Source organism: Micromonospora sp. NBC_01796 (genome assembly GCF_035917455.1).
GTDB lineage: Bacteria > Actinomycetota > Actinomycetes > Mycobacteriales > Micromonosporaceae > Micromonospora_G.
Map to the genome: position 1 here is coordinate 4,087,667 of NZ_CP109078.1, position 21,137 is coordinate 4,108,803.

The window sequence follows — 21,137 nt, forward strand, 5'->3', positions numbered from 1 at the left end:
CCCTAGCCAGCCTCCGAGTTGTCGCTCAACCATCGAGGCGGATTGTTAAGCCGTACCAAAGGAACCGTGGCGGGACACGTCCGGTGGGGTGGCGCGGGTGGCTACACTGGGCCGGTGCCGGAGTCGCTGATGGTCGTCGTGAGCTGGTGGGCGTACGCCCTCGCGCACGTCGCCACGGTGGCCACCCGCCCGTCCGAGCTGCTCGCCGGTGCGGTGGCGGTGGCCACCCTGCTGGCGGTCGCGATCGCCCTGCACCTGGTCAGCGGCCCACACGGGACGGCCGGTGCGGCCACCCGTGGGCTGACCATCCGGGACCGGGCGCGCCGGGCGCGTGTTCCCCGCCAGCTCGACCCGGACGCGGCCGGTCGGCCCCGTCCCCGAGCACCGACGGTGCTCCTCTCGGCCGCGTAGCGGCTTCACCTCCCCGCCGCCACGCGGCCGGTTCCGTCCTTCACCGTCCACATCGGACGTTCTCTCCAGGCTCCGCACCCGGTGCTGACCACACGCACCCGGTGCCGTGCCTTCCCGGAATCGGACCGAGGGGTTCACCATGTTTGCCTTCGCACCACTCGACGGCGCCGTCGGCGTCGCCGCCACCGTCCTCGACGCGCTCGCCACGGCGGTCGCGCCACTGGCCGGCACCGCTGCGACCGCCGCCGCCGTTGTGCTCTTCACCATCGCCGTACGGCTACTGATCACGCCCCTGACCTGGGCCCAGGTACGCGGCGAGCGGCGCCGTGCCGAACTCGCCCCGCAGATTCGCGAACTCCAGCGGCGCTACAGCAAGGACCGGGCCCGGTTGCAGCAGGAGATGGTCACGCTGTACCGGGACGCCGGGGCGAGTCCGGTCGCGGGTTGCCTGCCGGGGCTGCTGCAGGTGCCGTTCTTCGTGGTCATGTACCACCTCTTCACCGCCGCCGGATCGGACGACGGGGGAGCGGGGATGCTCGCCGAGCGGCTGGCCGGGGTGCCGCTCGGGCACCACGTCGCGGACGGGCTGGGCGGTGCGGCGGGGCCGCTGTTCGGCGTACTCCTGGTGTTGTTGCTGGTCCTGGCGTGGTGGACGTCCCGGCGGATGCGTCGGGACGCCGCGGTGGCCGCCGCCGCCCAGCAGCCGGGCGGTACGGAAATGCCCGGCGCCGCCGTGCTGACCCGGATCCTGCCGCTGCTGCCGTACGGAACCGTGCTGGCCGCCCTGGTGCTGCCGCTGGCGGCGGTGCTCTACCTGGTCACCACCACCGCCTGGACGGCACTCGAACGGGCGGTGCTGCGCCGGCCGCAGGCAGCGGTGGCGACCACCTAGACATCGACAAACGTTGACATGAGTGAGTCCGGGACGTACAACCGGAGAGAGAGCGCTCTCTCACCCGTCCCGTAGAGAGGCCAACATCATGACCAGCACCGTCCCGGCCCCGGCCGGAATCGCACCGAGACGCCGCAGACTCCTGCTGCTGGCCGTGCTCACCACGATCGTCACCGTGGTGAGCACGGTCTCGGTGACCGCCCGCGCCGCCGTACCGCCGACCCCGCCCGGCTGGAGTCTGGTGTGGAGCGACGACTTCAACGGCGCCGCCAACACCCTCCCGTCGACCGGCAACTGGATCATCGACACCGGGACCAGCTACCCCGGCGGACCCGCGAACTGGGGCACCGGCGAGATCCAGACCTACACCAACAGCACCGCCAACGTCAGCCACGACGGCGGCGGCAACCTGCGGATCACCCCTATCCGCGGTGCCAACGGCCAGTGGACCTCGTCCCGGATCGAGACCGTACGGACCAACTTCAAGCCGCCGGCCGGTGGTGTGCTCGCCATCGAGGGCCGGATCCAGATGCCGAACGTGACCGGTGCCGCGGCGGCCGGCTACTGGCCGGCGTTCTGGGCGCTCGGTGCGCCGTACCGGGGCAACTACCAGAACTGGCCGGGCATCGGCGAGTTCGACGTGATGGAGAACGTCAACGGGATCAACTCGGTCTGGGGCGTACTGCACTGCGGGGTCGCACCGGGCGGGCCGTGCAACGAGTTCAACGGCATCGGCACCAACCGGGCCTGCCCCGGCAGCACCTGCCAGTCGGCGTTCCACACGTACCGCTTCGAGTGGGACAGCGGCTCGAACCCGCAGCAACTGCGCTGGTACGTCGACGGCCAGCAGTTCCACACGGTCACCCAGAACCAGGTCGGCCAGCCGTACTGGAACAACATGACCAGCCACGCCGGCTACTTCCTGCTGCTCAACGTCGCGATGGGCGGCTCGTTCCCGAACGGGGTCGCCGGTGCCACCACGCCGACCGCGGCAACCGTCTCGGGCCGGCCGATGCTGGTCGACTACGTGGCGGTGTGGAGCCGGGGCGGTGGCACCCAGCCCACGACCCCGCCGCCCACGTCGCCGACCACCCCGCCGCCCGGTGGTGGCGGCAGCGCGTACTCGACGATCCAGGCCGAGGCGTACAACGGGCAGAACGGCGTACAGGTCGAGGCGTGCAGCGAGGGCGGGCAGAACCTGAGCCACCTGGCCTCGGGTGACTGGGCCCGGTACGACAACATCGACTTCGGCACCACCCCGGCGCGTGACTTCGTGGCCCGGGTCGCCTCCGGTGCCGCCGGTGGGGTGAGCGGCCTGGTCGAGGTACGCCTGGACAGCCCGACCAACCCGCCGATCGGCAGCTTCGCCCTCGCCAACACCGGCGGCTGGCAAACCTGGCGCTCGGTCCCCGGCAACATCACCCCCACCACCGGCCGCCACACCGTCTACCTCACCTTCACCAGCGGCCAGCCGGCCGACTTCGCCAACATCAACTGGCTAACCTTCCGCCGCTGACCCTCCCCGCCCCACCCATCCCCCCGTCGATCTTGCAGTTGTGGTGGCCACGATGCGCCTTTAGAGGCTTTTGTTCGGCGCCACAACTGCAAGATCGGCGCTATCCGGGGGTGGGGTCTGGACAGCAACAGTTAAGAGTCTTAATAATTGGCCAACTGTTGATGGTTGCCGATGGCTTGATGGCGTGGAGGACTGTGTGAAGCGCTCCAGAACTGTGCTCCTGTCCCTGATCGCGTCGCTGGTGGCGGCGTTCGGGGCTGTCTGGGTGGCGATGCCGGCGTTCGCCGCCGGCCCGACCGCGACCTTCGTGAAGACCTCCGACTGGGGCTCCGGCTGGGAGGGGAAGTACACCATCACCAACGGTGGTACGACCGCCATCCCGTCCTGGAGCCTGGCCTTCGACCTGCCCGCCGGCACCACCGTCGGGACGTTCTGGGACGCGCTGATGACCTCGTCCGGCCAGCGCTTCACCTTCACCAACCGATCCTGGAACGGGAACCTGGCCCCGGGCGCGTCGGCGTCGTTCGGGTTCGTGGCCAGCGGTCCGGGCAGCCCCGGCAACTGCACGTTGAACGGCACGGCCTGCGGCGGCGGCACCACGCCGACCACCCGCCCGCCGACCACCCCGCCCACCACACCACCGACCACCCCGCCCACCACCCGCCCGCCGACCACTCCGCCACCCACCACCACCCCGCCGGTCACCCCGCCGCCGAACTCCCCGCTGCCGAAGCACTTCCTCACCGGGTACTGGCACAACTTCGACAACCCGGCGGTCGAGCTGCGGCTGCGCGACGTACCGAACGAGTACGACCTGGTAGCGGTCGCCTTCGCCGAGGCCACCAGCACCCCCGGCGCGGTCACCTTCGGGATCGACCCCGGCCTGTCCAGCGCCCTCGGCGGCTACGCCAACGCCAACTTTGCCAGCGACGTACAGACGCTGCACTCGCGGGGCAAGAAGGTGATCCTGTCCGTCGGCGGCGAGACCGGTCGGGTGGCGGTCAACGACGCCGCCTCCGCTACCAACTTCAGCAACAGCGTCTTCGGCCTGATCCAGCAGTACGGGTTCGACGGCGTCGACATCGACCTGGAGAACGGGCTCAACCCGACGTACATGGCGCAGGCGTTGCGCAGCCTGCGGAGCAGGGTCGGGGCGAACCTGATCATCACGATGGCACCGCAGACCATCGACATGCAGTCCCCGACGGTCGGCTACTTCAAGCTCGCGCTGGACATCCGGGACATCCTCACCGTCGTACACACCCAGTTCTACAACTCCGGTTCGATGCTCGGCTGCGACCAGCAGTTCGCGTACAGCCAGGGGACGGTCAACTTCATGACCGCGCTCGCCTGCATGCAGCTCGAGGCCGGACTCCGGCCGGACCAGGTGGCCCTCGGCCTGCCCGCCGGACCCGGCGCGGCCGGCGGCGGGATCGTCGCACCGGCACTGGTCAACCAGGCTCTCAACTGTCTCGCCCGGGCCACCAACTGCGGCAGCTTCGTGCCGCCGCGCACCTACCCCGGCATCCGGGGCGCGATGACCTGGTCGATCAACTGGGACGTCTCCAACGGCAACAACTTCGCCCGTACGGTCAAGCCGCACCTGGCCACGCTGCCGTGACGACCTCCGTGACCGCGCCGACGGAGTTCACCTCCACCACCGCCCGGTACTGACGACCGGTGCCCCCGGGGCCCAGCCGGAACGGCACCGACACCCAGGGCCCGCCATCAGGGCGCGCGGGACGAGTGGCTGATCAACGGCGATCGGCCACTTGTCCCGGCCCGGTCTCAGCGGGCAGGCGTGCGTTCCCGGTCCTCGTTCTCGTCGCGCCGGGACCGGCGGTGACGCAGGCGCTTGACCACCCAGGACGAGACCACGAGGACAAATCCGGCGAGCAGCGCCAGGTCGAACCAGGTGCTGTACCGGTCGATCTGCTGCCAGCGCGAGCCGAGCGCGAAACCGAGCCCGACGAAGATCGAGTTCCAGATACCGCTGCCCAGCGTGGTCAAGGCCAGGAACCGGCCGATCGGCATGTGGTTGGCGCCGGCCGGCACCGAGACGAGGCTGCGTACCACCGGCACCATCCGGCCGAGCAGCACCGCCCAGCTCCCGTACCGCTCGAACCAGCGGTCGGCCCGGTCCAGGTCGTCCGCGTCCACCAGCGGTATCCGGTCGAGCCAGCGTTTGAGGCGTTCCTCGCCCAGGGCCGCACCGACCCAGTAGAGCGCGAGCGCACCGACCACCGAACCGGTGGTCGCCGCGACCCCCATCACGAACACGTTGGCGCCGCCCTCGGCGGCCAGGTAACCGGCGAGGGCGAGCACGATCTCGCTCGGCACCGGCGGCACGATGTTCTCCAGGGCAACCAGCAGGCCGACCCCTAGCGGGCCCAGCGCGTCGATGACCGAGGCCACCCACCCGGTCAGCCCGCCCATCTCGGTCGGCTCCGCCTCGGTGGTAACCAACATCGACACCGCTCCCTCCGTCGCCCTACAACCCGCCGGACGGGTGGTTGGACAAACCCGTACCCATCTCGATCCACATCTACACCCGTGGGCCCGACCAGGGGTTCGTTTGCCGGGACGGCGTACCGGATAAGGCAGTCGGGCATGGGTGACCGGTGGTATTCGGAGGCAGTCGTCTACTGCCTCGACATTGACACGTACGCGGACACGAACGGCGACGGGGTCGGTGACCTGCGTGGGCTGATCGGGCGGCTGGACTACCTGGCCCGGCTCGGGGTCACCTGTCTGTGGCTGCACCCGATCCACCCGTCCCCGAACAAGGACGACGGGTACGACGCCACCGACTTCTACAACGTCGACCCGCGCTTCGGCACCCTCGGCGACTTCGCCGAACTGCTGCACCAGGCCCAGAACCGGGGCATCCGGGTGATCATCGACCTGGTGGTGAACCACACCTCGGACCAGCACCCGTGGTTCCAGGCGGCCCGGTCGTCGCCGGACTCGCCGTACCGGGACTGGTACGTCTGGTCGGACCAGGCGCCGCCGGACCGCAAGCAGGGCATGGTCTTCCCCGGCGAGCAGGACGAGACGTGGAGCTACGACCGGACCGCGAAGGCCTGGTACTACCACCGGTTCTACCGGTTCCAGCCGGACCTGAACATGGCCAACCCGGCCGTCCGCGAGGAGATCAAGAAGATCGTCTCGTTCTGGCTCCAACTCGGGGTCTCCGGATTCCGGATCGACGCCGTGCCGTTCATCATCGAGCTGACCGAGCCGGGGAACCCGGACTCACCCAAGGACTTCGAGTTCATCACCGAGCTGCGCCAACACGCCCAGTGGCGTCGGGCCGACGCCGTACTCCTGGCCGAGGCGAACGTCGAACCGGCCCAGCTCGTGCACTACTTCGGCGACCGGGGCGGCTCCGCCAACCGGCTGCACATGCTCTTCGACTTCATGCTCAACGGGCGCCTGGTGCTCGCCCTGGCCCGGCAGGACCCGGAGCCGATCATCGAGGCGCTCCGGGACACCCCCGAACTCCCGTACGGCGGGCAGTGGGCCACCTTCCTGCGCAACCACGACGAGATCGACCTGTCCCGGCTCACCGCCGAGCAACGCGACCAGGTGTTCGAGCAGTTCGGCCCGGACGAGGGCATGCGCCTCTACGGCCGGGGCATCCGCCGCCGGCTCGCCCCGATGCTCGGCGGCGACCGTCGGCGGATCGAGCTGGCGTACGCGTTGCAGTTCTCGCTGCGGGGTACGCCGGTGCTCCGGTACGGCGAGGAGATCGGAATGGGGGAGGACCTGTCCCTGAACGGCCGGGACGCGATCCGTACCCCTATGCAGTGGTCCTTCCAGCCCAACGCCGGGTTCTCCACGGCCGCGCCGGAGGACCTGATCCGCCCGGTCATCTCCGGCGGCGAGTACGGCTACGAAACGGTCAACGTGACCGAGCAGCGGCACGACCCGGGCTCGTTGCTGTCCTGGTTCGAGCGGATGATCCGTACCCTGCGGGAGGCCCCGGAGGTCGGCTCGGGCCGGTGCACGGACCTCAACCGGGTGATGCCGCCGGGGGTGCTCGCGCACCGGGCCGACGGACCGACCGGGACGATGCTCTTCCTGCACAACCTCGGTACGACCGACGCGGTCGTCGACCTCGGTGACCTGTACGCCGAGGCGGAACTTCCCGGTGACGTGCTCGCCGACCAGGAGTACGCCCCGGTCGGCAAACTCGACGCGCTGGCCGTGGCCGGGTACGGCTACCGCTGGATCCGGCTGCACCGGGGCCAGGGCCTGCCGGGCTGAGCCCGCCTCAGGTGTGGACCGGGGTCGGTTTTCCCGGTCCACACCCCTCCGGGCTACCGTATCCGGTAGATGAGGAACGTGGCGGTCGGGTAGGGGACCGTTTCGCGTAGTTCCAGGCACGACCCGTCGAGCGGGGTTCCGGTGACGACGTACCTCACCTGGTGCTGTTGCAGGAACGCTCCGCACGGCTCGGTGTTGACCTCGAAGTGGTCGGGCGTCAGCAGGTTCAGGGTGGTCGGTGACGTGACGGCGGGATCCCGGTCGAAGTTGAACCAGACGTGGGCGTACCGGTTGTAGACGTGTTCCTGCTGGCCCGTCTCGTCCGCGGTCTTCCACAGGTCGAGCTGCGGGTACGCGTACACCCCGGTCATCGACCGGGCGCCGTTCATGTACGCGAAGTTCTGGATGCTGCCGACGTCCGTGGCCCACACGGCGCCGGGATCCTCGGCATGGATCGCGCGGACGGCCTGGGACAGCGGCGTACGGGTCAGCACGTCGGTGCCCCGGTAGAGCGGATGGATGAGGGCGGTCATGCCGACCGAGAAGACCAGCAGGACGGCGGCACCCCAGGCGAAGCGCCCACGAAGCACCAGGTAGGTGACCAGCGTGATCGGGATGATCGAGATGAGCAGGCCGCGCTCGCTCATGAAGCCCGGATAGGCGTCCATCACGTGCAGGCCAAGCAGCACCTGGACGAGAAGCACGACGGCGGTGTAGCCGAGGACGATCCGGTGGCCCGGCAGCGCCGACCGGTTCTCCTCCCGTCGCCGGGCGAATTCCTCGTCCAGCCGCCGGGCGAACAGGACCACCCCGATGAAACTCAGCAGTCCGATGCCGATGAGCAGCCGGGGGTGCGGCACCCGCTCCAGGAACAGCAGCTTGCCGACGAGGCCCAGGTGGGGCACGAACATCCAGGACAGCAGGCCCAGCAGGGCGATGCCGGTGAACAGCAGCGGCCAGTCGGTGGCACGCCGGGTGCGGAACAACCGGTAGAGCAGGAAGACGGAGGGCACCACCAGGTACGGGAACACGAGCAGGAAGTTCGAGTTCTCGCTCTGGTTCGACAGCGCCTGGTAGAGCGGGGCCTTCTCCGCGAACTGGAGGCCGAAGCTGGTGGAGCCGGAGAACGTGTGCGCCACATCGAAGCCGCCGCTCTCGATGAGGCGCTGGCCGGGGTACGCGGTGTTCTGGACGGTTTCGATAACACCGATGCGGGTCGCGACGAAGGCACCGATGAGTGCGCCACCGACCCCGAGCGACCCGGCGATGATGCCCAGTTGCCGCAGCAGCAGCCGGCGCGGGAGCAACCGCCCCTGTTCGATCAGGTAGCCCACGGCAAACGCGGCCACCACCAGGGCACAGGGAATCTGGAACGGCGGATAGAGCACGAGCGCGAAACAGGTCAACAGATAGGCCAGCAGTACGCCCCAGGCGATGCTGGGCAGCAGCCGTTTCGAACGGACCAGGAAAATGAAGACCGTCGCCGCGAACAGTGCGTAGTACAGCGGACCGAGGGTGATGTACTGGTACCACCACTGCACGAACGGGGCGAACAGCAGCGCCAGGGAGAGACCGGTGGCGAACCAACGCCGTTTCGGCATCAGAGCGAGCACGAAGAAGTAACAGCTCAGCACGAGCAGGTACGCCATCGACCACCATTTGAAGGCGAAGGCGTTGTCGAACGGCAGCACCAGGAACACCAGGTTGTGCGGCTTGAAAACCGTCGACCACTCTTTGTACGGGACGTCCACGATCAGCGAGACGTCCTCGCCCTGCCCGATGTTCGGGTTGATCCTCGGGTACCCGGCGGCATCCTGCGCGATGGTGAGTTGGGTGTTGACGATGAACTCGTCCGAGCGGATCGGCTGCGGATTGTTGAACAGCGTGTGGGTGTCCTCCGCCTGCGCGCCGTACAGAACGCTGTGGTAGACCCCGATCGACGATCCGCTTATCTGTAGGGCGGTGAGCAGCAGCAACGCGGCGGTGAGCAGAGCCGGGAAGAACCAGATGCTGCGGACGAATTTCCCACCGAGCCGCAGGGTCCGGCCACGGAAACCATTGTTGTCTTTCATCGGTGCCATTCTGTGTCTGCGGACGAGGGGTACTCGCGGCTCAGCGGCAGGGACCTGGCGAACTCCGTACGTGATGTGCAGACACACCCCGGCGGGCCGGGTGGGGTACGCCATGACCACCGGTGGCCGGCACCCGGTTCCGGACGGGCACGTTGTGAATCACGACCGCACATGATGCCTGATCAAGAAGGGCGACGCCACCCGCCCGCCCGGTCGCGAGGACCCGGCGCGACCGGCCTCGCGGGGAGCGCCCATCCGGTCGGTGCCGGGGTTAAGCTCCTCCGACCGAGCGCAAGTTACCGGGAGGTAAACATGTCGGAGCAGTCCCGAGTCGCCATCGTCACCGGCGCCGCCCGAGGCATCGGCGCGGCCACCGCCCAGCGGCTCGCCGCCGACGGACTGGCCGTCGCCGTGGTCGACCTCGACGAGTCGGCGGCCGGGGCCACCGTGGAGTCGATCGTCGCCGCCGGCGGCCGGGCACTCGCGGTCGGCGCCGACGTGGCCGACCGGGATCAGGTGCAGGCCGCGGTCGAGCGGATCGCCGCCGAACTCGGCGCGCCCGCCGTCCTGGTGAACAACGCCGGGGTGCTCCGGGACAACCTGCTGTTCAAGATGACCGACGCGGACTGGGACACCGTGCTCGGTGTGCACCTGCGGGGCGCGTTCCTGTTCACCCAGGCGGCCCAGAAGTACATGGTCGAGCAGCGCTGGGGTCGGATCGTCAACCTCTCCAGCACCTCCGCCCTGGGCAACCGGGGCCAGGCGAACTACGCGGCGGCCAAGGCGGGTCTGCAGGGCTTCACCAAGACTCTGGCGATCGAGTTGGGCCCGTTCGGCGTCACCGCGAACGCGGTCGCCCCCGGTTTCATCGTGACCGACATGACCGCCGCGACCGCGGCCCGGATCGGGGTCGAGTTCGCCGAGTTCCAGCGGCTCGGCGCGGCCGAGATCCCGGTCCGCCGGGTGGGTCGACCGGAGGATGTGGCGCACACCATCTCGTTCCTGGCCAGCGAGGGGGCGTCCTTCGTCTCCGGTCAGGTGATCTACGTCGCCGGCGGCCCCCGCGACTAGCGGCGGTCAGACCGCTTCGCGGGTACGGCGCAGCCAGAGCAGGCCGAGCACCGGCAGTACCAGCGGGATGTAGCCGTACCCCTGGCCGAAGCCGGACCAGACGGTGTCGTCCGGGAACAGGGCCCGGTCGAGCAGGCTGGTGGCACCGACCGCCAGCACCCCGACCAGTTCCACCGTGCAGCAGACCAGGGCGGTACGCCGACCGGTGCGACCGCCCCTGGCCAGCCCCACGGTGGCCACGATGTAGACCACCGCCGCGAACGCGGAGAGCAGGTACGCCACCGGGGCCTCGTGGAACTTGGTCACGATCTGCAGGGTGGCCCGGGAGGTGGCGGCGATGGCGAACAGGATGTAGACCGCGATCAGCACCCGCCCCGGCCCGGAGTTGGTACGCCGGGCCGGCGGCTGTTCGGCCGTCGATGCCCCGGTCCCGGACGTGCCCGTCGACGGTTCAGCCACCGGTGACCTCCCATGTCTGCTGGAGCCGTACCACCACGACCGGGATGACCAGGCAGACCACGGTCACGATCACCGACCCCCACCGGGTCGGTTCCATCCGGGCCAGGACCCCGGCCAGCGGCGGCAGGCAGACCAGGGTGACCAGGTAACCGAAGAAGGTGCCGGGCTCGCCGGGATGCTCACCCCCGGCCCACGCGGCGAGGGCCAGGCCGGCGAGGACGAGCAGGCTCGCCTCCACGATCGCCAGGCCGACCAGGTGGGTCAGGTCCGGCGGCCGGTTGCGCAGCGTCGTGATCAGGCTCCACCCGGCGAGTACGAGTGAGAGCACGATCGTCACCGTCACCAGGGAGCCGTTCACGCCCGACAGCCTAGTGAGCCCGCCACCGGCCGCTCCGACCTGCCCACCGACCATCCGTCACCCCTGGTCACGCCATCAACACGCGTCTATCATCGGTCCGGTTGGGCACCGGTGGCGGGCGTACCTGCTCCGGCCGGGGTCCGGTGGGGCTCCGGGCCAGGGCCCCGGTTGGGCGACACGGACCGTGGGGAGCGACGGCGTGGGCGCGACGGGCGTGTGGGCGTTGCTGATGGCGGGCGGTTTTGTCGTGCTCGCCCTGCTCGGGCTGGCGGTGCTGGCCGACCATTCCCGTACCCCGCGTCCCGACCTGACCCGGTTGCGCGCGGAGGCCGACGAACTGGCCGCCCACGCCGCCCAGGCCCAGGTCGACGCCGCCGCAGCGGCGGAACAGGCGGTCCTGGCGCGGGCCGAGGTGACGGTGGCGGAACAGGCCAGGGACGCCGCCTGGACCGCCCAGGAGACCGTCGAGCAGGCGTACGACCGGGCCTGGCAGGCGGCGCTCGCCGGCAGGCGGGCGGCCGGGGTCACCGACGGCGCGGCGCCCGACGACGCGGACCGGGAACGGGCGGTGTCGCGGGCGGCGCTCTCGGCCTACCGGCGCGGGGACATCTCGGTGCAGGAGCTGCGTGAGGTGTTCCGCCGGTCCGGGGACTGGGACCCGGCGCAGGAGGAGCGGGAGCGGGCGGCCGAACGCTGCCGGATCGAGCAGGGGGCGGCCAGACGCGCCCACGACCGGGCCGCGGCCGGGGTCCGGCGGGCCGAACAGGCGGCCAGGGTCGCCGAGGTGGCCGCGGAGGCGCTGGTCGACGAGGCGGCCGAATCCGCGGCCGAGGCCGACGAGGCCCTGCTCGCCGTGCAACGGCACAGCACCCGCCGCCTCTTCCGCCGTCAGCCGCCGCCCCGTCCGCTAGGTTAACCACGGTGGCCGGGTACGGGCGGACACCGGCGCTACCCGGCGGGCGGGGCGAAGAGAGGAGCCGGCGTTGCTACGGTTCGGGCTGTTCGGCACGGGGCACTGGGCCGCCGAGACACACGCGGCGGCGCTCACCGCGCACCCGAAGGCGCAACTCGCCGGCATCTGGGGCCGTGACCCCGACAAGACCAGGGCACTGGCCCAGCGGTACGGCGTACCGGCCTTCGACGACGTGGACGCGTTGATCGAGGCGGCCGACGCGGTCGCGGTCGCGCTGCCGCCGGACATCCAGGCGGACATCGCGGTCCAGGCCGCCATCGCCGGTAAGCACCTGCTGCTGGACAAGCCGCTGGCGCTGAGCCTGCCCGACGCCGAACGGGTGGTCAGCGCCACCGCACGGGCCGGGGTGGCGTCGCTGGTCTTCTTCACCAACCGGTTCCACGCGAACGTGGCCGGATTCCTCACCTCGACCGCCGCGGCCGGCGGCTGGTACGGCGCCCGCGCCACCATGTACGCCTCGATCTTCGAGCCCGGCAACCCGTACGGCGCCTCGCCCTGGCGGCGGGAGCGGGGTGCGCTCTGGGACATCGGCCCGCACGCCCTGTCGATCATCGTGCCGGTGCTCGGCCGGGTGACCCAGGTGGCCGCGCTGGACGGCCCACGGGACACCGTCCACCTGCTGCTCGCCCACGCCACCGGTGCGACCAGCACCCTGTCGCTGACCCTGAACGCGGCACCGGCCGCCCGCGCCTTCGACTTCGTCTTCTACGGCGAGAACGGCGTCGAGAGCGTGCCCCGCGGGGACGGCACCGCCGTACAGGCGCTCTCGCTGGCGCTGGACCAGTTGGTCCAGGACGTCGACTCGGGTGCCCGGGACAATCTCTGCGACGTCCGGTTCGGCCGTGAGGTGGTGGCCGTACTCGACGCCGCCGAGGCGGCCCGCCGGCAGAGCCGTACGGTCCGGCTGCCCGGCTGAGCCGGCGGGATCCCTGCTGCGGGAACGGCCGGACGAGCCGTCGGCGGAAATCGGTTGCCGGGTGTATCGGCCCTGGTTAGCGTGGCCGCCATGTGCACGTTCACGCATGCCCTGATCAACGTGGCCGCTACGTCGGCCGCGCGGGGCCCGCTTCCGGCGTCCCGCCCGCGAGTCCGGCGTACCGCCCTGGCCTGCCAGGACGAGCCCGCCGCCGCCTGATCTTTCTCCGCTGCGCCGCGTTCGCCGCGCACGCCCAGGGCCACCCGAGTCCAGATCCCGCTCGGACAGGCCCCGACTCGTGTTGTGCCTGTCCGGATCGCCGCCCGGTGTTTCTCCACCGTGGCGGCAGACAAGGACACCGGCCGTGGCATCTCGCCAATCCGTCAACAAACCGCACCAACCGGTACGGAAAGCCGAACGCGACCGCTCCCGTCGGGCGCTGTCGCAGAACTTCCTGCACCATCCGGAGGCGATCAGTCAGATCGTGCGTACCGCCCGACCCGGACCGGACGACCTCGTGGTCGAGGCCGGCGCCGGACGGGGGGTGCTGACCCGGGCGCTGGCCGAACAGTGCGGCCGGGTGCTGGCGTACGAGATCGACCCGTACCTGGTCCCGGTGCTGGCCGAGGCCTGCGCCCCGCTGGGGAACGTCACCTGCCTGGCCGAGGACTTCCTGGCCGCGAGGGCACCCGACCGACCGTTCTCGGTGGTGGGGAACATCCCGTGGGCGTTGACCTCCGGCATGGTCGACTGGTGCCTGCGGGCACCCCGGCTCACCTCGGCGACCCTGCTCACCCAACTCGAGTACGCCCGCAAACGCACCGGTGACTACGGCCGGTGGAGCCGGCTGACCGTACTGACCTGGCCGTCCTTCCAGTGGCGGTTGGGCGGGAGGGTGCCCCGGTCGGCGTTCCGTCCGGTGCCCCGGGTCGACGCGGGGATCCTGCGGCTCGACCGGCGGGACAACCCGCTGGTGGCGCCGGCGCTACTGCCGGCGTACCGGCGGCTGGTCGAGCTGGGTTTCGGCGGCGAGGGTGGCTCGCTGTACGGGTCGCTGCGCCGGCACTACCCGAGGGCACGGCTCGATGCCGCCTGCCGGGCCACCCGGCTGCCCGTCGACACCCCGGTCGGGTACGTCTGGCCGGAGCAGTGGCTCACCCTCTTCCGCCTGCTCCATTCGGCCAGTCGCCGGTGACCGGGCGGGAGCACGCACTGACCGGACCGGCCGGTCGCCGGTGACCGGGCCGCCCGACCGGCACTGACCGGGCCGGAGCAGGCACTGCCGGAGCGCCGGCCGTCAGGACCGCGTAGCGATCTTGTCGGCCGGCGTATGGGCTCCGTCAGGCGGTCACCACCAGGGCGTACGCCCGCGCTTTGCTCGTCCGTGGGGTCGCCGGGCGCGGCGGCCCGAGGTACGCAGAAGGAGCGGCGATGGACCCGGAACGCGGTGGCCGGACGGAACGTCGCGGGGTCCCGCCGGCACCGTTCGGCATCCGCCTCGGCAGTGGGGCGGCGCTGGTCGTCGCCGCGACGTGCCTGGCCGCCGCGCTCTTCCCGCCGTCTGCGCCCCTGGCCCGGTTACTGGTTGTCGCGGTGGCGGTCGGTGGTTTCGCGGCGGTGGCACCGGACCCGAGGGCGGATGTCGCGGTGACCCTGCTCGGCTTCCTCTGCTTCACCGGCTTCCTGCTCGACCGGTACGGCGAACTGCACTGGCACACCGGTCGCAGCGGCGGCTACCTGCTGCTGCTCGCCGCCGCCACGGTGCTCGGGGCGGCCCTGGGCACGATCCGGCGGGTGCTGACGGGCCGCCGCGCCCGGTTTGTCGCCCGGTCGTCCGGGTAGCCCCGGGCATGCAGGTGCACCGGCTCGGGGGACCGGGCGACTTCGACCCGTTGCTGGAGCACGTCGGCCGTGCCCGGGTGGTGATGCTGGGTGAGGCGAGCCACGGCGGGTACGACTACTACCGGCTCCGGGAGCAGTTCACCCGCCGGCTGATCGCCGAGTGCGGGTTCAACTTCGTGGCCGTCGAGGGTGACTGGCCCGACTGCGACCGGGTGCACCGGTCGGTGACCGGCGCACCGGACAGCGACGCGGACCCGCAGGTCGCGTTGGAGCGGTTCGAGCGCTGGCCGACCTGGATGTGGGCCAACGCGGAGGTGGCCAGGTTCTGCCGGTGGCTGCGGGCCTGGAATCTGGACCGGGCGGAACCGGACCGGGTCGGCTTCCACGGGCTCGACGTGTACAGCCTGTGGGACTCGATGCAGGCGATCTTCGACTACCTGGGCGAGGACGACCCGGACGCGCTGGCCGCCGCCCGGGCCGCGTACCGGTGCTTCGAGCCGTACGGACAGCAGGTCGAGGAGTACGGGCTGGCCAGCCGGTTCGTCTCGGCGAGCTGCGAGGACGAGGTGGTCCGGTTGCTGGCCGCCGTCCGGGCCCGTGCCGCCTCCGACGGGGCGGACCGGTTCGCCGCCTGGCAGAACGCCGAGGTGGTGGCGGGTGCGGAGCGGTACTACCGGGCGATGGTGGCCGGCGGCCCGCAGTCGTGGAACGTACGCGACACGCACATGGCGGACACGCTGGACCGGCTGCTGGAGCGGTACGGGCCGGACACCCGGGCGGTGGTCTGGGCGCACAACACCCACATCGGGGACGCGCGGGCCACCGACATGGCCGAGGCCGGAATGATCAACATTGGTCAGTTGGCCCGGGAACGGCACGGTGACGACGCGGTGTCCCTGATCGGGTTCGGCGGCTACCAGGGAACGGTGGTCGCCGCGCCGCGCTGGGGAGCGCCGGCCGAGACCATGACCGTGCCGCCGGCCCGGCCCGGCTCGCTGGAGGACCGGATGCACGGCATGCTGCCCGAACGGGCACTGCTCGTGCTCTCCCACGGCGACCGGCCGGACTGGCTGAACGAAACGGCAGACCACCGGGCGATCGGGGTGGTCTACGACCCGTCGTTCGAGGAGTGGGGCAACTACGTACCGACCCGGTTGGCGGACAGGTACGACGCGTTCATCTGGTGCGACCAGACGACCGCCGTACACGAGTTGCCGGCCAATGCGGAGCCGGGCGAGCTGGAGACGTACCCGGCGGGGCTCTGAGGCCGACCCCGCGCGGCCCGGCGGCGGCTCACCAGTCGTGCATCGAGCCGTCGGTGAGCCGGTTCACCGGCAGGTACCTCGGCGTGTACGGGTACCGCGCGGCGGCCTCCTCGTCGAACCGGACCCCGATGCCCGGCTCGTCGTCCAGGTGCAGCATCCCGTCGGCGAACCGGTAACCGACGTGGAACACCTCACCGGCCGGGTCGAGGTGGTCCATGTACTCCTGGATGCCGAAGTTCGGGATGCTCAGGTCGAGGTGGAGCGCGGCGGCGATGCCGATCGGGGAGATGTCGCCGGCACCGTGCGACCCGGACTTCACCCCGTAGGTGTCGGCGAAGTCGAAGACCCGCTTGGTGTGGGTGATCCCGCCGGTGTGCGGCACCGAGGTACGGATGTAGTCGATCAGCCGTTCGGAGATCAGGTCCTTGCAGTCCCAGATGGTGTTGAAGATCTCCCCGACCGCGAGCGGGGTGACCGTGTGCTGCCGGATCAGGCGGAACGCCGACTGGTCCTCGGCCGGGGTGCTGTCCTCGATCCAGAACATCCGGTACGGCTCCAGCGACTTCCCCAGCCGGGCCGCCTCGATCGGGGTGAGCCGGTGGTGCACGTCGTGCAGCAGGTGGAAGCCGTAACCGAGCTGTTCGCGGGTGGCGGCGACGAGCTTCGGGACGAAGTCGAGGTAGGCGGCGGTGTCCCAGACGTCCTCGGCCGGGCGGTCGTGTGCCGCCGGTTCGTAGGTCAGGCCGCCGCCGACCCGGATCCCGTAGGTCGAGGTCAGTCCGGGGATCGCGGACTGGACGCGGACCGCCCGGTAGCCGTCGGCCAGGAACCGGGCGACGTCGGCGACCGCCTCGTCGATCCCGGCGCCGCTGGCGTGGCCGTAGACGGTGACCCCGTCCCGGGCCGCCCCGCCGAGGAGTTGGTAGACCGGGAGGCCGGCGGCCTTGCCCTTGATGTCCCAGAGGGCCACGTCGACGGCACCGATGGCGGTCATGGTGACCGGACCCCGCCGCCAGTACGCGCCCCGGTACAGGTACTGCCAGGTGTCGGAGATCCGCGCCGCGTCCCGCCCGATCAGCAGCGGGACGAGATGGTCGCGCAGGTACGACGCGACGGAGAGTTCACGGCCGTTGAGGGTGGCGTCGCCGTACCCGACCAGGCCGTCATCCGTGGTGATCTTCAGGGTGACGTAGTTGCGGCCGGGGCAGGTGACGAACACATCGGCGGCGATGATCTTCATGGGGTGCCTTCCGGGGGACGGGACGGGCGCGGGGGAGGTGGTGGCCCCCAGGGCAGCGTAGGGCTTCCGGTTTGGTCGATGTCCGGTTCTGGGTAGCAGAAGCGGTGGGCGGATCCCGTGACGCCGCGATCGGTGTCGCGGGCCCGACGAAGCGCCGCGATCGGCGCGACGGGTAGCCGCCCCGGACGAACTGGAGGAGGACGAATGCGTACTTCGGCGATAGCGGCGGTGGCGACCCTGGCCGGACTGGGCCTGGCCGTGAGCGGCTGCACCGAAGGGGGAGCCGTCGGCCTGGCCACACCGAGCCCGTCCGGCGGCACGAGCGCCGTGGCGCCGTCCGGCAGCGCGACCGCCGCGCCGGCGACCGGTGGCCCGGTGGCGTCCTGCGTGACCGGGGACTGGCGTACCGCCTCGGCCGCCGGGCAGACCGGCGGGGCACTGGCCAGCGCCAGCATCGGTGGCGGGGACGGGGTACTGGTCAAGATCGGGCCGAACGGCGAGACCACGGTCGACTTCGGCTCGATGAAGCCGGTGACCTTCAAGGCCCAACTCGGCGACGCCAGGATCGCCGGCACGTTCAGCTACGCCGGCAAGGCCAGCGGCACGGTCAGCACCGGCGCCGGTGGCGGCACCACCGGCGACTGGGCCCCGGTGCCGCCGTTGCAGTGGGGCGACACCCGGGTCACCGTGGGGTTGACCGAGCCGACGCCGGCCACGCTCTTCGAGAACGTCAGGATCTCGGAGTACGTCGGTGACGGCGCCAGCCGCAGCGGCGACGTGGTCGACATCCAGCCGCTGCTGGGCGAGGGCCGTTACCAGTGCGGGGGGAACACCCTGACCCTGACGCCGAAGGACGCCAGCGGCCTGACCTGGGTCCTCAACCGCGCCTGACGCGGTGGTGCACAGCTTTCAGTGGGGCCGGCCCCGGTTCGGGGCCGGTCTCACTCGTCGCAGGGCACCCGCTGCGGGTCGTCCTCGGTGTCGGCGTCGCAGGGCTCGGCGTCGAATGCGGCCCGGATGACGTCGGAGAGTTCCCCGAGGGTGTCGAGTTGCTCCGGGGTGAGTACGTCGACCACCAGGCGCCGTACGTGCGACACGTGCTTCGGCGCCGCTCTGGTGATCTCCGCCAGGCCGGTCTCGGTGATCTGGATGAACGCGCCCCGCGGGTCGGTCACGCAGGGCTCCCGGTCGACCAGTCCGCGCCGGGCCATCCGCCCCAGGTGGTGGGTGAGGCGGGTCTTCTCCCACTGGAGGTGGCCCCGGAGCTGGAAGATCCGCAGCCGCCCCTCGGGGGCCTCGCTGAGGTGGACCAGGACGGCGTAGTCGCTCTCGGAGAGGCCGGTGTCGGCGAGCAGTTGCCGGTTCAGCTTGCTCTGCAACTCCATCTGCATGGTGATGAAGGAACGCCAGGCACGCTGCTCCCGCTCACTGAGCCACCGCTCCCCGTTCGCCGCCACCCGCTCATGATACCCGCCAGGATGACACGTCACCCCACCTCAAGCTCTCCCCCCGCCTCTCCCCCCGCCCCCCTCGCCCTCCCCGCTCCACGCCGCGTCGATCTAGGGCAAATGGGGGTGGATAGAGATCAACAAACACCCATTTGCCCTAGATCGACGCGGCGTGGAGCGGGTCAGAGCATGGACATGTGTACGTGGTCGGTGTGGTCGCTTTCGCCGCTGTAGGAGCTCCAGCCGGTGGCGGGGAACCAGATCTGCTTGTACCAGATCACGTAGAGGATGCCGAGCCGGTCCGCGTTGCGGACCAGGAACGCGGTCAGGTTGTTGCCGTACAGCCGCTGGTCCTGCGTACGCGCGGAGGCGAACCCGCTGTTCAGTAGTGACCAGTCGCAGGCGCGGCCCTTCGGGTGCTCGAACGGACCACCGTTGCGGTGACAGCCGACGAACCGGTTGAAGCCCGCCTTCTTCACCTCGTTGTACGCGTGCAGGGTGCGCGGGGTGACGCAGCCGCTGGTGGTCGGGTCGTCCTTGTTGCACGACTCCTTCGGCCAACCGCCACTGGCCGTACGCGGGGCCGCCTTGGCCACCGGCGAGCTGGCGTTGACGAAGCCGTTGGTGAGCTTCTTGCCGCCGACCAGGGCGAGGGAGCGTTCCGCGTCCTGCTTCTGCCGTGCCATCACGGCCTGCTGCTTCTCCTGCTCCTTGACCTCGGCGTCGGCCAGGGCCTTGGCGCGTTCGACCAACTCCTGGGCGGTGTTGAGCTCGTGCAGCTTCTGGTCGTTGACCGCGTTCATCTCGTCGAGCGCGACGGCCCGATCCAGGAAGGAGTCCGGGGACGCGCTGTTGAGCAGCGCCGATACCGCGCCCAGCTTGCCGGTGCGGTAGGAACGGGCGGCGATCTCGGTGACCTGGGGGGTCAGCTCCTCGATCTGGGTCTCGGCCTTCGCCAGCTCGGTGGCCAGGACGGCCTGACGCTTCTTCGAGGCGTCGAGAGCGGCCTTGGCGTCGGCGAAACGCCGGCCGGTCGCCTCCAGTACCTCGCTCAGCAACTGGTTGTCGGACTCGGCCGCCGGGGCCGGCGTTGCCGGCGCGGCCTGCACCGGGACCGAGAACGGCGCCACCATGAGCACGGTGGTGACCAGGGTCAGGGCAGGCGTGAACCATCGGCGGAGGGGTGCCGTCATGCAGGATCCTTCCGTTGGTCGCCGACCGGGTTAGCTGACGGGTTCGGGATGGAAGTGATCCCTACCGCTGTTGCGGATTCACCCCACGTACTCGGTTCCCCGGTTCGTCCAGGACGATTAGGCGACGGTCCCGCCGGCACCGGTTGGCGCCGATTGGCGTTGACCGCGAAGAATCTTACCGTGTGACGCGTCCCGATGGGCATGCCCATCCGGTACGAAAAGCGTTATGGGACAACAACTTTCGGTTATTATTCGCGGTTCCGGCCAACATGGATACCCGCTGTAATGGTGATGGCGCCGATTGTCGAATCAGCGATCGCCGATCAGCGGTTGCCGCGTTTGCGCGACGGCTGCGCCTTTCCCGCCGACTGGTTGCCGGCCGCGGCTTTCCGGGCCGCCGCCGCACGTCTGGCCGCCGCGGTGGTGACGGGCCGCCCACGGTTCGCCGGACCGGTGTTGATTCTGGCCGTACGTCGCGGCCGGATCGCCAGGGCGACGATGACAATCACCCCGACCAGCAGCAGCACCGGCAGCAACCAGACCATCGGGCTGCCGTCGTCGGAGGCGCCACTGGCGTTGTCCGGCACCGGCGACGCGGGTGCGACGGTGTTGCCGGCACCGGGATTGCTCGACGCCGGCCTGTCCGGGTTCTCGGCCAGGGCGAGCAGTGCCGGGTCGGCGGCGTTCGTCGGTGCGCTCCAGCCCTGCGGCGCGCGGGTCGGCGCCCCGGAGTAGGAGAACTTCACCGTTCCGCGTACGGGCTCGCGGTCCGAGGCCACCGACAGGTAACTGGCGGTGTACTCGCCCTTCTCCGGCCAGTGCGAAACCTGGACGAACGCCGAGAATCCGGTGTGGTAGAGCTTCGGCTCCCACTTGCCGTTGACCAGGTTCAGCTCGGTCACCGGGCGGTCGAGCCGCTTGTCCGGGCCGGGCCGCCAACCGGCGTCGACCCGTACGCCGCTCGGCGCGGTGACGGTGAAGTAGGCGTTGGCCGCCGGAGCCTCGGTGAAGTACAGCTCCAACGACTGCATCGGTTGGGACAGCGTGGCGCCGGCAACCGGGTTGGAGACGGCGAGCTGACCGTGTGCGGACGCCGGTGATCCGGCCACCGCGAGGGCGATCGTGGCGCCGAGAACAACGGCGAACAGGCGGCATGCCGCGCGGACGGTAACCAGCCGGGTCGATCGCATCGGCCCATCATGGTGGCTTCCG

At 70.6% G+C, this 21,137-nt stretch carries 21 protein-coding genes and 1 riboswitch; of the genes, 13 read left to right on the top strand and 8 right to left on the bottom strand.

The features are described 5' to 3' along the window. The first annotated feature begins 114 nt into the window (after positions 1–114). The 4 genes from OIE47_RS18845 (at position 115) to OIE47_RS18860 (ending at position 4,440) form a co-directional block, all read left to right on the top strand. Positions 115–411 (top strand): DUF6412 domain-containing protein, encoded by a 297-nt coding sequence (locus tag OIE47_RS18845; protein WP_326562790.1) that lies wholly within the window; start codon positions 115–117, stop codon positions 409–411. Positions 412–550: 139 nt separating this feature from the next. Continuing rightward, complete coding sequence (locus OIE47_RS18850; protein ID WP_326562791.1) at positions 551–1,303, top strand: YidC/Oxa1 family membrane protein insertase; 753 nt, start codon at positions 551–553, stop codon at positions 1,301–1,303. An 88-nt stretch (positions 1,304–1,391) separates the two neighbouring features. After that, positions 1,392–2,819, top strand: coding sequence for a carbohydrate-binding protein (locus OIE47_RS18855; protein ID WP_326562792.1), 1,428 nt, complete (start codon positions 1,392–1,394; stop codon positions 2,817–2,819). 196 nt (positions 2,820–3,015) lie between these two features. Next, positions 3,016–4,440 (top strand): chitinase, encoded by a 1,425-nt coding sequence (locus OIE47_RS18860; RefSeq protein WP_326562793.1) that lies wholly within the window; start codon positions 3,016–3,018, stop codon positions 4,438–4,440. A gap of 167 nt (positions 4,441–4,607) precedes the next feature. On the opposite strand, the gene OIE47_RS18865 is transcribed toward OIE47_RS18860, so the two are convergent. Next, positions 4,608–5,288 (bottom strand): DedA family protein, encoded by a 681-nt coding sequence (locus OIE47_RS18865; protein ID WP_326562794.1) that lies wholly within the window; start codon positions 5,286–5,288, stop codon positions 4,608–4,610. A gap of 141 nt (positions 5,289–5,429) precedes the next feature. Here OIE47_RS18865 and OIE47_RS18870 point away from each other — a divergent pair, with 141 nt between their 5' ends. Further along, positions 5,430–7,088, top strand: coding sequence for an alpha-amylase family protein (locus tag OIE47_RS18870; protein ID WP_326562795.1), 1,659 nt, complete (start codon positions 5,430–5,432; stop codon positions 7,086–7,088). Positions 7,089–7,141: 53 nt separating this feature from the next. Here OIE47_RS18870 and OIE47_RS18875 read toward each other — a convergent pair whose 3' ends face one another. Continuing rightward, positions 7,142–9,160: a DUF7657 domain-containing protein gene (locus tag OIE47_RS18875; protein WP_326562796.1), complete on the bottom strand. Its 2,019-nt coding sequence runs from the start codon at positions 9,158–9,160 to the stop codon at positions 7,142–7,144. A gap of 312 nt (positions 9,161–9,472) precedes the next feature. On the opposite strand from OIE47_RS18875, the gene fabG reads away from it, so the two are divergent. After that, positions 9,473–10,231 (top strand): 3-oxoacyl-ACP reductase FabG, encoded by a 759-nt coding sequence (gene fabG / locus OIE47_RS18880; RefSeq protein WP_326562797.1) that lies wholly within the window; start codon positions 9,473–9,475, stop codon positions 10,229–10,231. A gap of 6 nt (positions 10,232–10,237) precedes the next feature. Here fabG and OIE47_RS18885 read toward each other — a convergent pair whose 3' ends face one another. Together OIE47_RS18885 and OIE47_RS18890 are read right to left on the bottom strand one after the other, a co-directional pair. Then, complete coding sequence (locus OIE47_RS18885; RefSeq protein WP_326563158.1) at positions 10,238–10,600, bottom strand: hypothetical protein; 363 nt, start codon at positions 10,598–10,600, stop codon at positions 10,238–10,240. An 82-nt stretch (positions 10,601–10,682) separates the two neighbouring features. Beyond that, a complete protein-coding gene (locus OIE47_RS18890; RefSeq protein ID WP_326562798.1) occupies positions 10,683–11,102 on the bottom strand; it encodes a hypothetical protein in 420 nt (139 codons plus the stop codon). A gap of 145 nt (positions 11,103–11,247) precedes the next feature. Between OIE47_RS18890 and OIE47_RS18895 the strand changes: the two genes are divergently transcribed. From OIE47_RS18895 to OIE47_RS18920, 6 genes are all read left to right on the top strand, one after another. Then, complete coding sequence (locus tag OIE47_RS18895; RefSeq protein WP_326562799.1) at positions 11,248–11,964, top strand: hypothetical protein; 717 nt, start codon at positions 11,248–11,250, stop codon at positions 11,962–11,964. Positions 11,965–12,031: 67 nt separating this feature from the next. Continuing rightward, positions 12,032–12,937 carry a Gfo/Idh/MocA family protein gene (locus tag OIE47_RS18900; RefSeq protein WP_326562800.1) on the top strand — a complete coding sequence of 302 codons (906 nt, stop codon included), beginning with the start codon at positions 12,032–12,034 and terminating at the stop codon, positions 12,935–12,937. Positions 12,938–13,027: 90 nt separating this feature from the next. Continuing rightward, positions 13,028–13,156, top strand: a complete 129-nt coding sequence (locus tag OIE47_RS18905) for a hypothetical protein (protein ID WP_326562801.1) — start codon at positions 13,028–13,030, stop codon at positions 13,154–13,156. 145 nt (positions 13,157–13,301) lie between these two features. After that, positions 13,302–14,132, top strand: a complete 831-nt coding sequence (erm, locus tag OIE47_RS18910; RefSeq protein ID WP_326562802.1) for an ErmE/ErmH/ErmO/ErmR family 23S rRNA (adenine(2058)-N(6))-methyltransferase — start codon at positions 13,302–13,304, stop codon at positions 14,130–14,132. A gap of 236 nt (positions 14,133–14,368) precedes the next feature. Then, positions 14,369–14,779, top strand: a complete 411-nt coding sequence (locus OIE47_RS18915; protein WP_326562803.1) for a hypothetical protein — start codon at positions 14,369–14,371, stop codon at positions 14,777–14,779. Between the two features lie 8 nt (positions 14,780–14,787). After that, the gene (locus OIE47_RS18920) at positions 14,788–16,044 is read left to right on the top strand and encodes an erythromycin esterase family protein (protein ID WP_326562804.1); all 1,257 of its coding nucleotides are present in this window, start codon (positions 14,788–14,790) and stop codon (positions 16,042–16,044) included. A 28-nt stretch (positions 16,045–16,072) separates the two neighbouring features. Here the strand turns inward: OIE47_RS18920 and manD are convergent, their stop codons facing one another. Further along, positions 16,073–17,284, bottom strand: a complete 1,212-nt coding sequence (manD, locus tag OIE47_RS18925; RefSeq protein WP_326562805.1) for a D-mannonate dehydratase ManD — start codon at positions 17,282–17,284, stop codon at positions 16,073–16,075. A gap of 204 nt (positions 17,285–17,488) precedes the next feature. Between manD and OIE47_RS18930 the strand changes: the two genes are divergently transcribed. Next, positions 17,489–18,175: a hypothetical protein gene (locus OIE47_RS18930; protein ID WP_326562806.1), complete on the top strand. Its 687-nt coding sequence runs from the start codon at positions 17,489–17,491 to the stop codon at positions 18,173–18,175. A 50-nt stretch (positions 18,176–18,225) separates the two neighbouring features. Here OIE47_RS18930 and OIE47_RS18935 read toward each other — a convergent pair whose 3' ends face one another. The 3 genes from OIE47_RS18935 to OIE47_RS18945 all read right to left on the bottom strand — a co-directional run bounded on the left by OIE47_RS18935 (position 18,226) and on the right by OIE47_RS18945 (position 21,115). Continuing rightward, positions 18,226–18,741, bottom strand: coding sequence for a MarR family winged helix-turn-helix transcriptional regulator (locus OIE47_RS18935; protein WP_326562807.1), 516 nt, complete (start codon positions 18,739–18,741; stop codon positions 18,226–18,228). A 173-nt stretch (positions 18,742–18,914) separates the two neighbouring features. Beyond that, positions 18,915–19,925, bottom strand: a complete 1,011-nt coding sequence (locus OIE47_RS18940; protein ID WP_326562808.1) for a coiled-coil domain-containing protein — start codon at positions 19,923–19,925, stop codon at positions 18,915–18,917. A 3-nt stretch (positions 19,926–19,928) separates the two neighbouring features. Continuing rightward, positions 19,929–20,059: riboswitch (cyclic di-AMP (ydaO/yuaA leader) on the bottom strand. Between the two features lie 189 nt (positions 20,060–20,248). Then, on the bottom strand, positions 20,249–21,115 hold the full coding sequence (locus tag OIE47_RS18945) for a copper resistance CopC family protein (RefSeq protein WP_326562809.1): 867 nt from the start codon (positions 21,113–21,115) through the stop codon (positions 20,249–20,251). Positions 21,116–21,137 lie beyond the last annotated feature (22 nt).

Coding starts and splice junctions, on each gene's coding strand:
- OIE47_RS18920 (WP_326562804.1), top strand. CDS start 14,788: ATGCAGGTGCACCGGCTCGGGGGACCGGGCGACTTCGACCCGTTGCTG.
- OIE47_RS18890 (WP_326562798.1), bottom strand. CDS start 11,102: ATGGTCGGTGGGCAGGTCGGAGCGGCCGGTGGCGGGCTCACTAGGCTG.
- OIE47_RS18865 (WP_326562794.1), bottom strand. CDS start 5,288: ATGTTGGTTACCACCGAGGCGGAGCCGACCGAGATGGGCGGGCTGACC.
- OIE47_RS18930 (WP_326562806.1), top strand. CDS start 17,489: ATGCGTACTTCGGCGATAGCGGCGGTGGCGACCCTGGCCGGACTGGGC.
- OIE47_RS18915 (WP_326562803.1), top strand. CDS start 14,369: ATGGACCCGGAACGCGGTGGCCGGACGGAACGTCGCGGGGTCCCGCCG.
- OIE47_RS18870 (WP_326562795.1), top strand. CDS start 5,430: ATGGGTGACCGGTGGTATTCGGAGGCAGTCGTCTACTGCCTCGACATT.
- fabG (WP_326562797.1), top strand. CDS start 9,473: ATGTCGGAGCAGTCCCGAGTCGCCATCGTCACCGGCGCCGCCCGAGGC.
- OIE47_RS18945 (WP_326562809.1), bottom strand. CDS start 21,115: ATGCGATCGACCCGGCTGGTTACCGTCCGCGCGGCATGCCGCCTGTTC.
- OIE47_RS18905 (WP_326562801.1), top strand. CDS start 13,028: ATGTGCACGTTCACGCATGCCCTGATCAACGTGGCCGCTACGTCGGCC.
- OIE47_RS18850 (WP_326562791.1), top strand. CDS start 551: ATGTTTGCCTTCGCACCACTCGACGGCGCCGTCGGCGTCGCCGCCACC.
- OIE47_RS18940 (WP_326562808.1), bottom strand. CDS start 19,925: ATGACGGCACCCCTCCGCCGATGGTTCACGCCTGCCCTGACCCTGGTC.
- OIE47_RS18875 (WP_326562796.1), bottom strand. CDS start 9,160: ATGAAAGACAACAATGGTTTCCGTGGCCGGACCCTGCGGCTCGGTGGG.
- OIE47_RS18855 (WP_326562792.1), top strand. CDS start 1,392: ATGACCAGCACCGTCCCGGCCCCGGCCGGAATCGCACCGAGACGCCGC.
- manD (WP_326562805.1), bottom strand. CDS start 17,284: ATGAAGATCATCGCCGCCGATGTGTTCGTCACCTGCCCCGGCCGCAAC.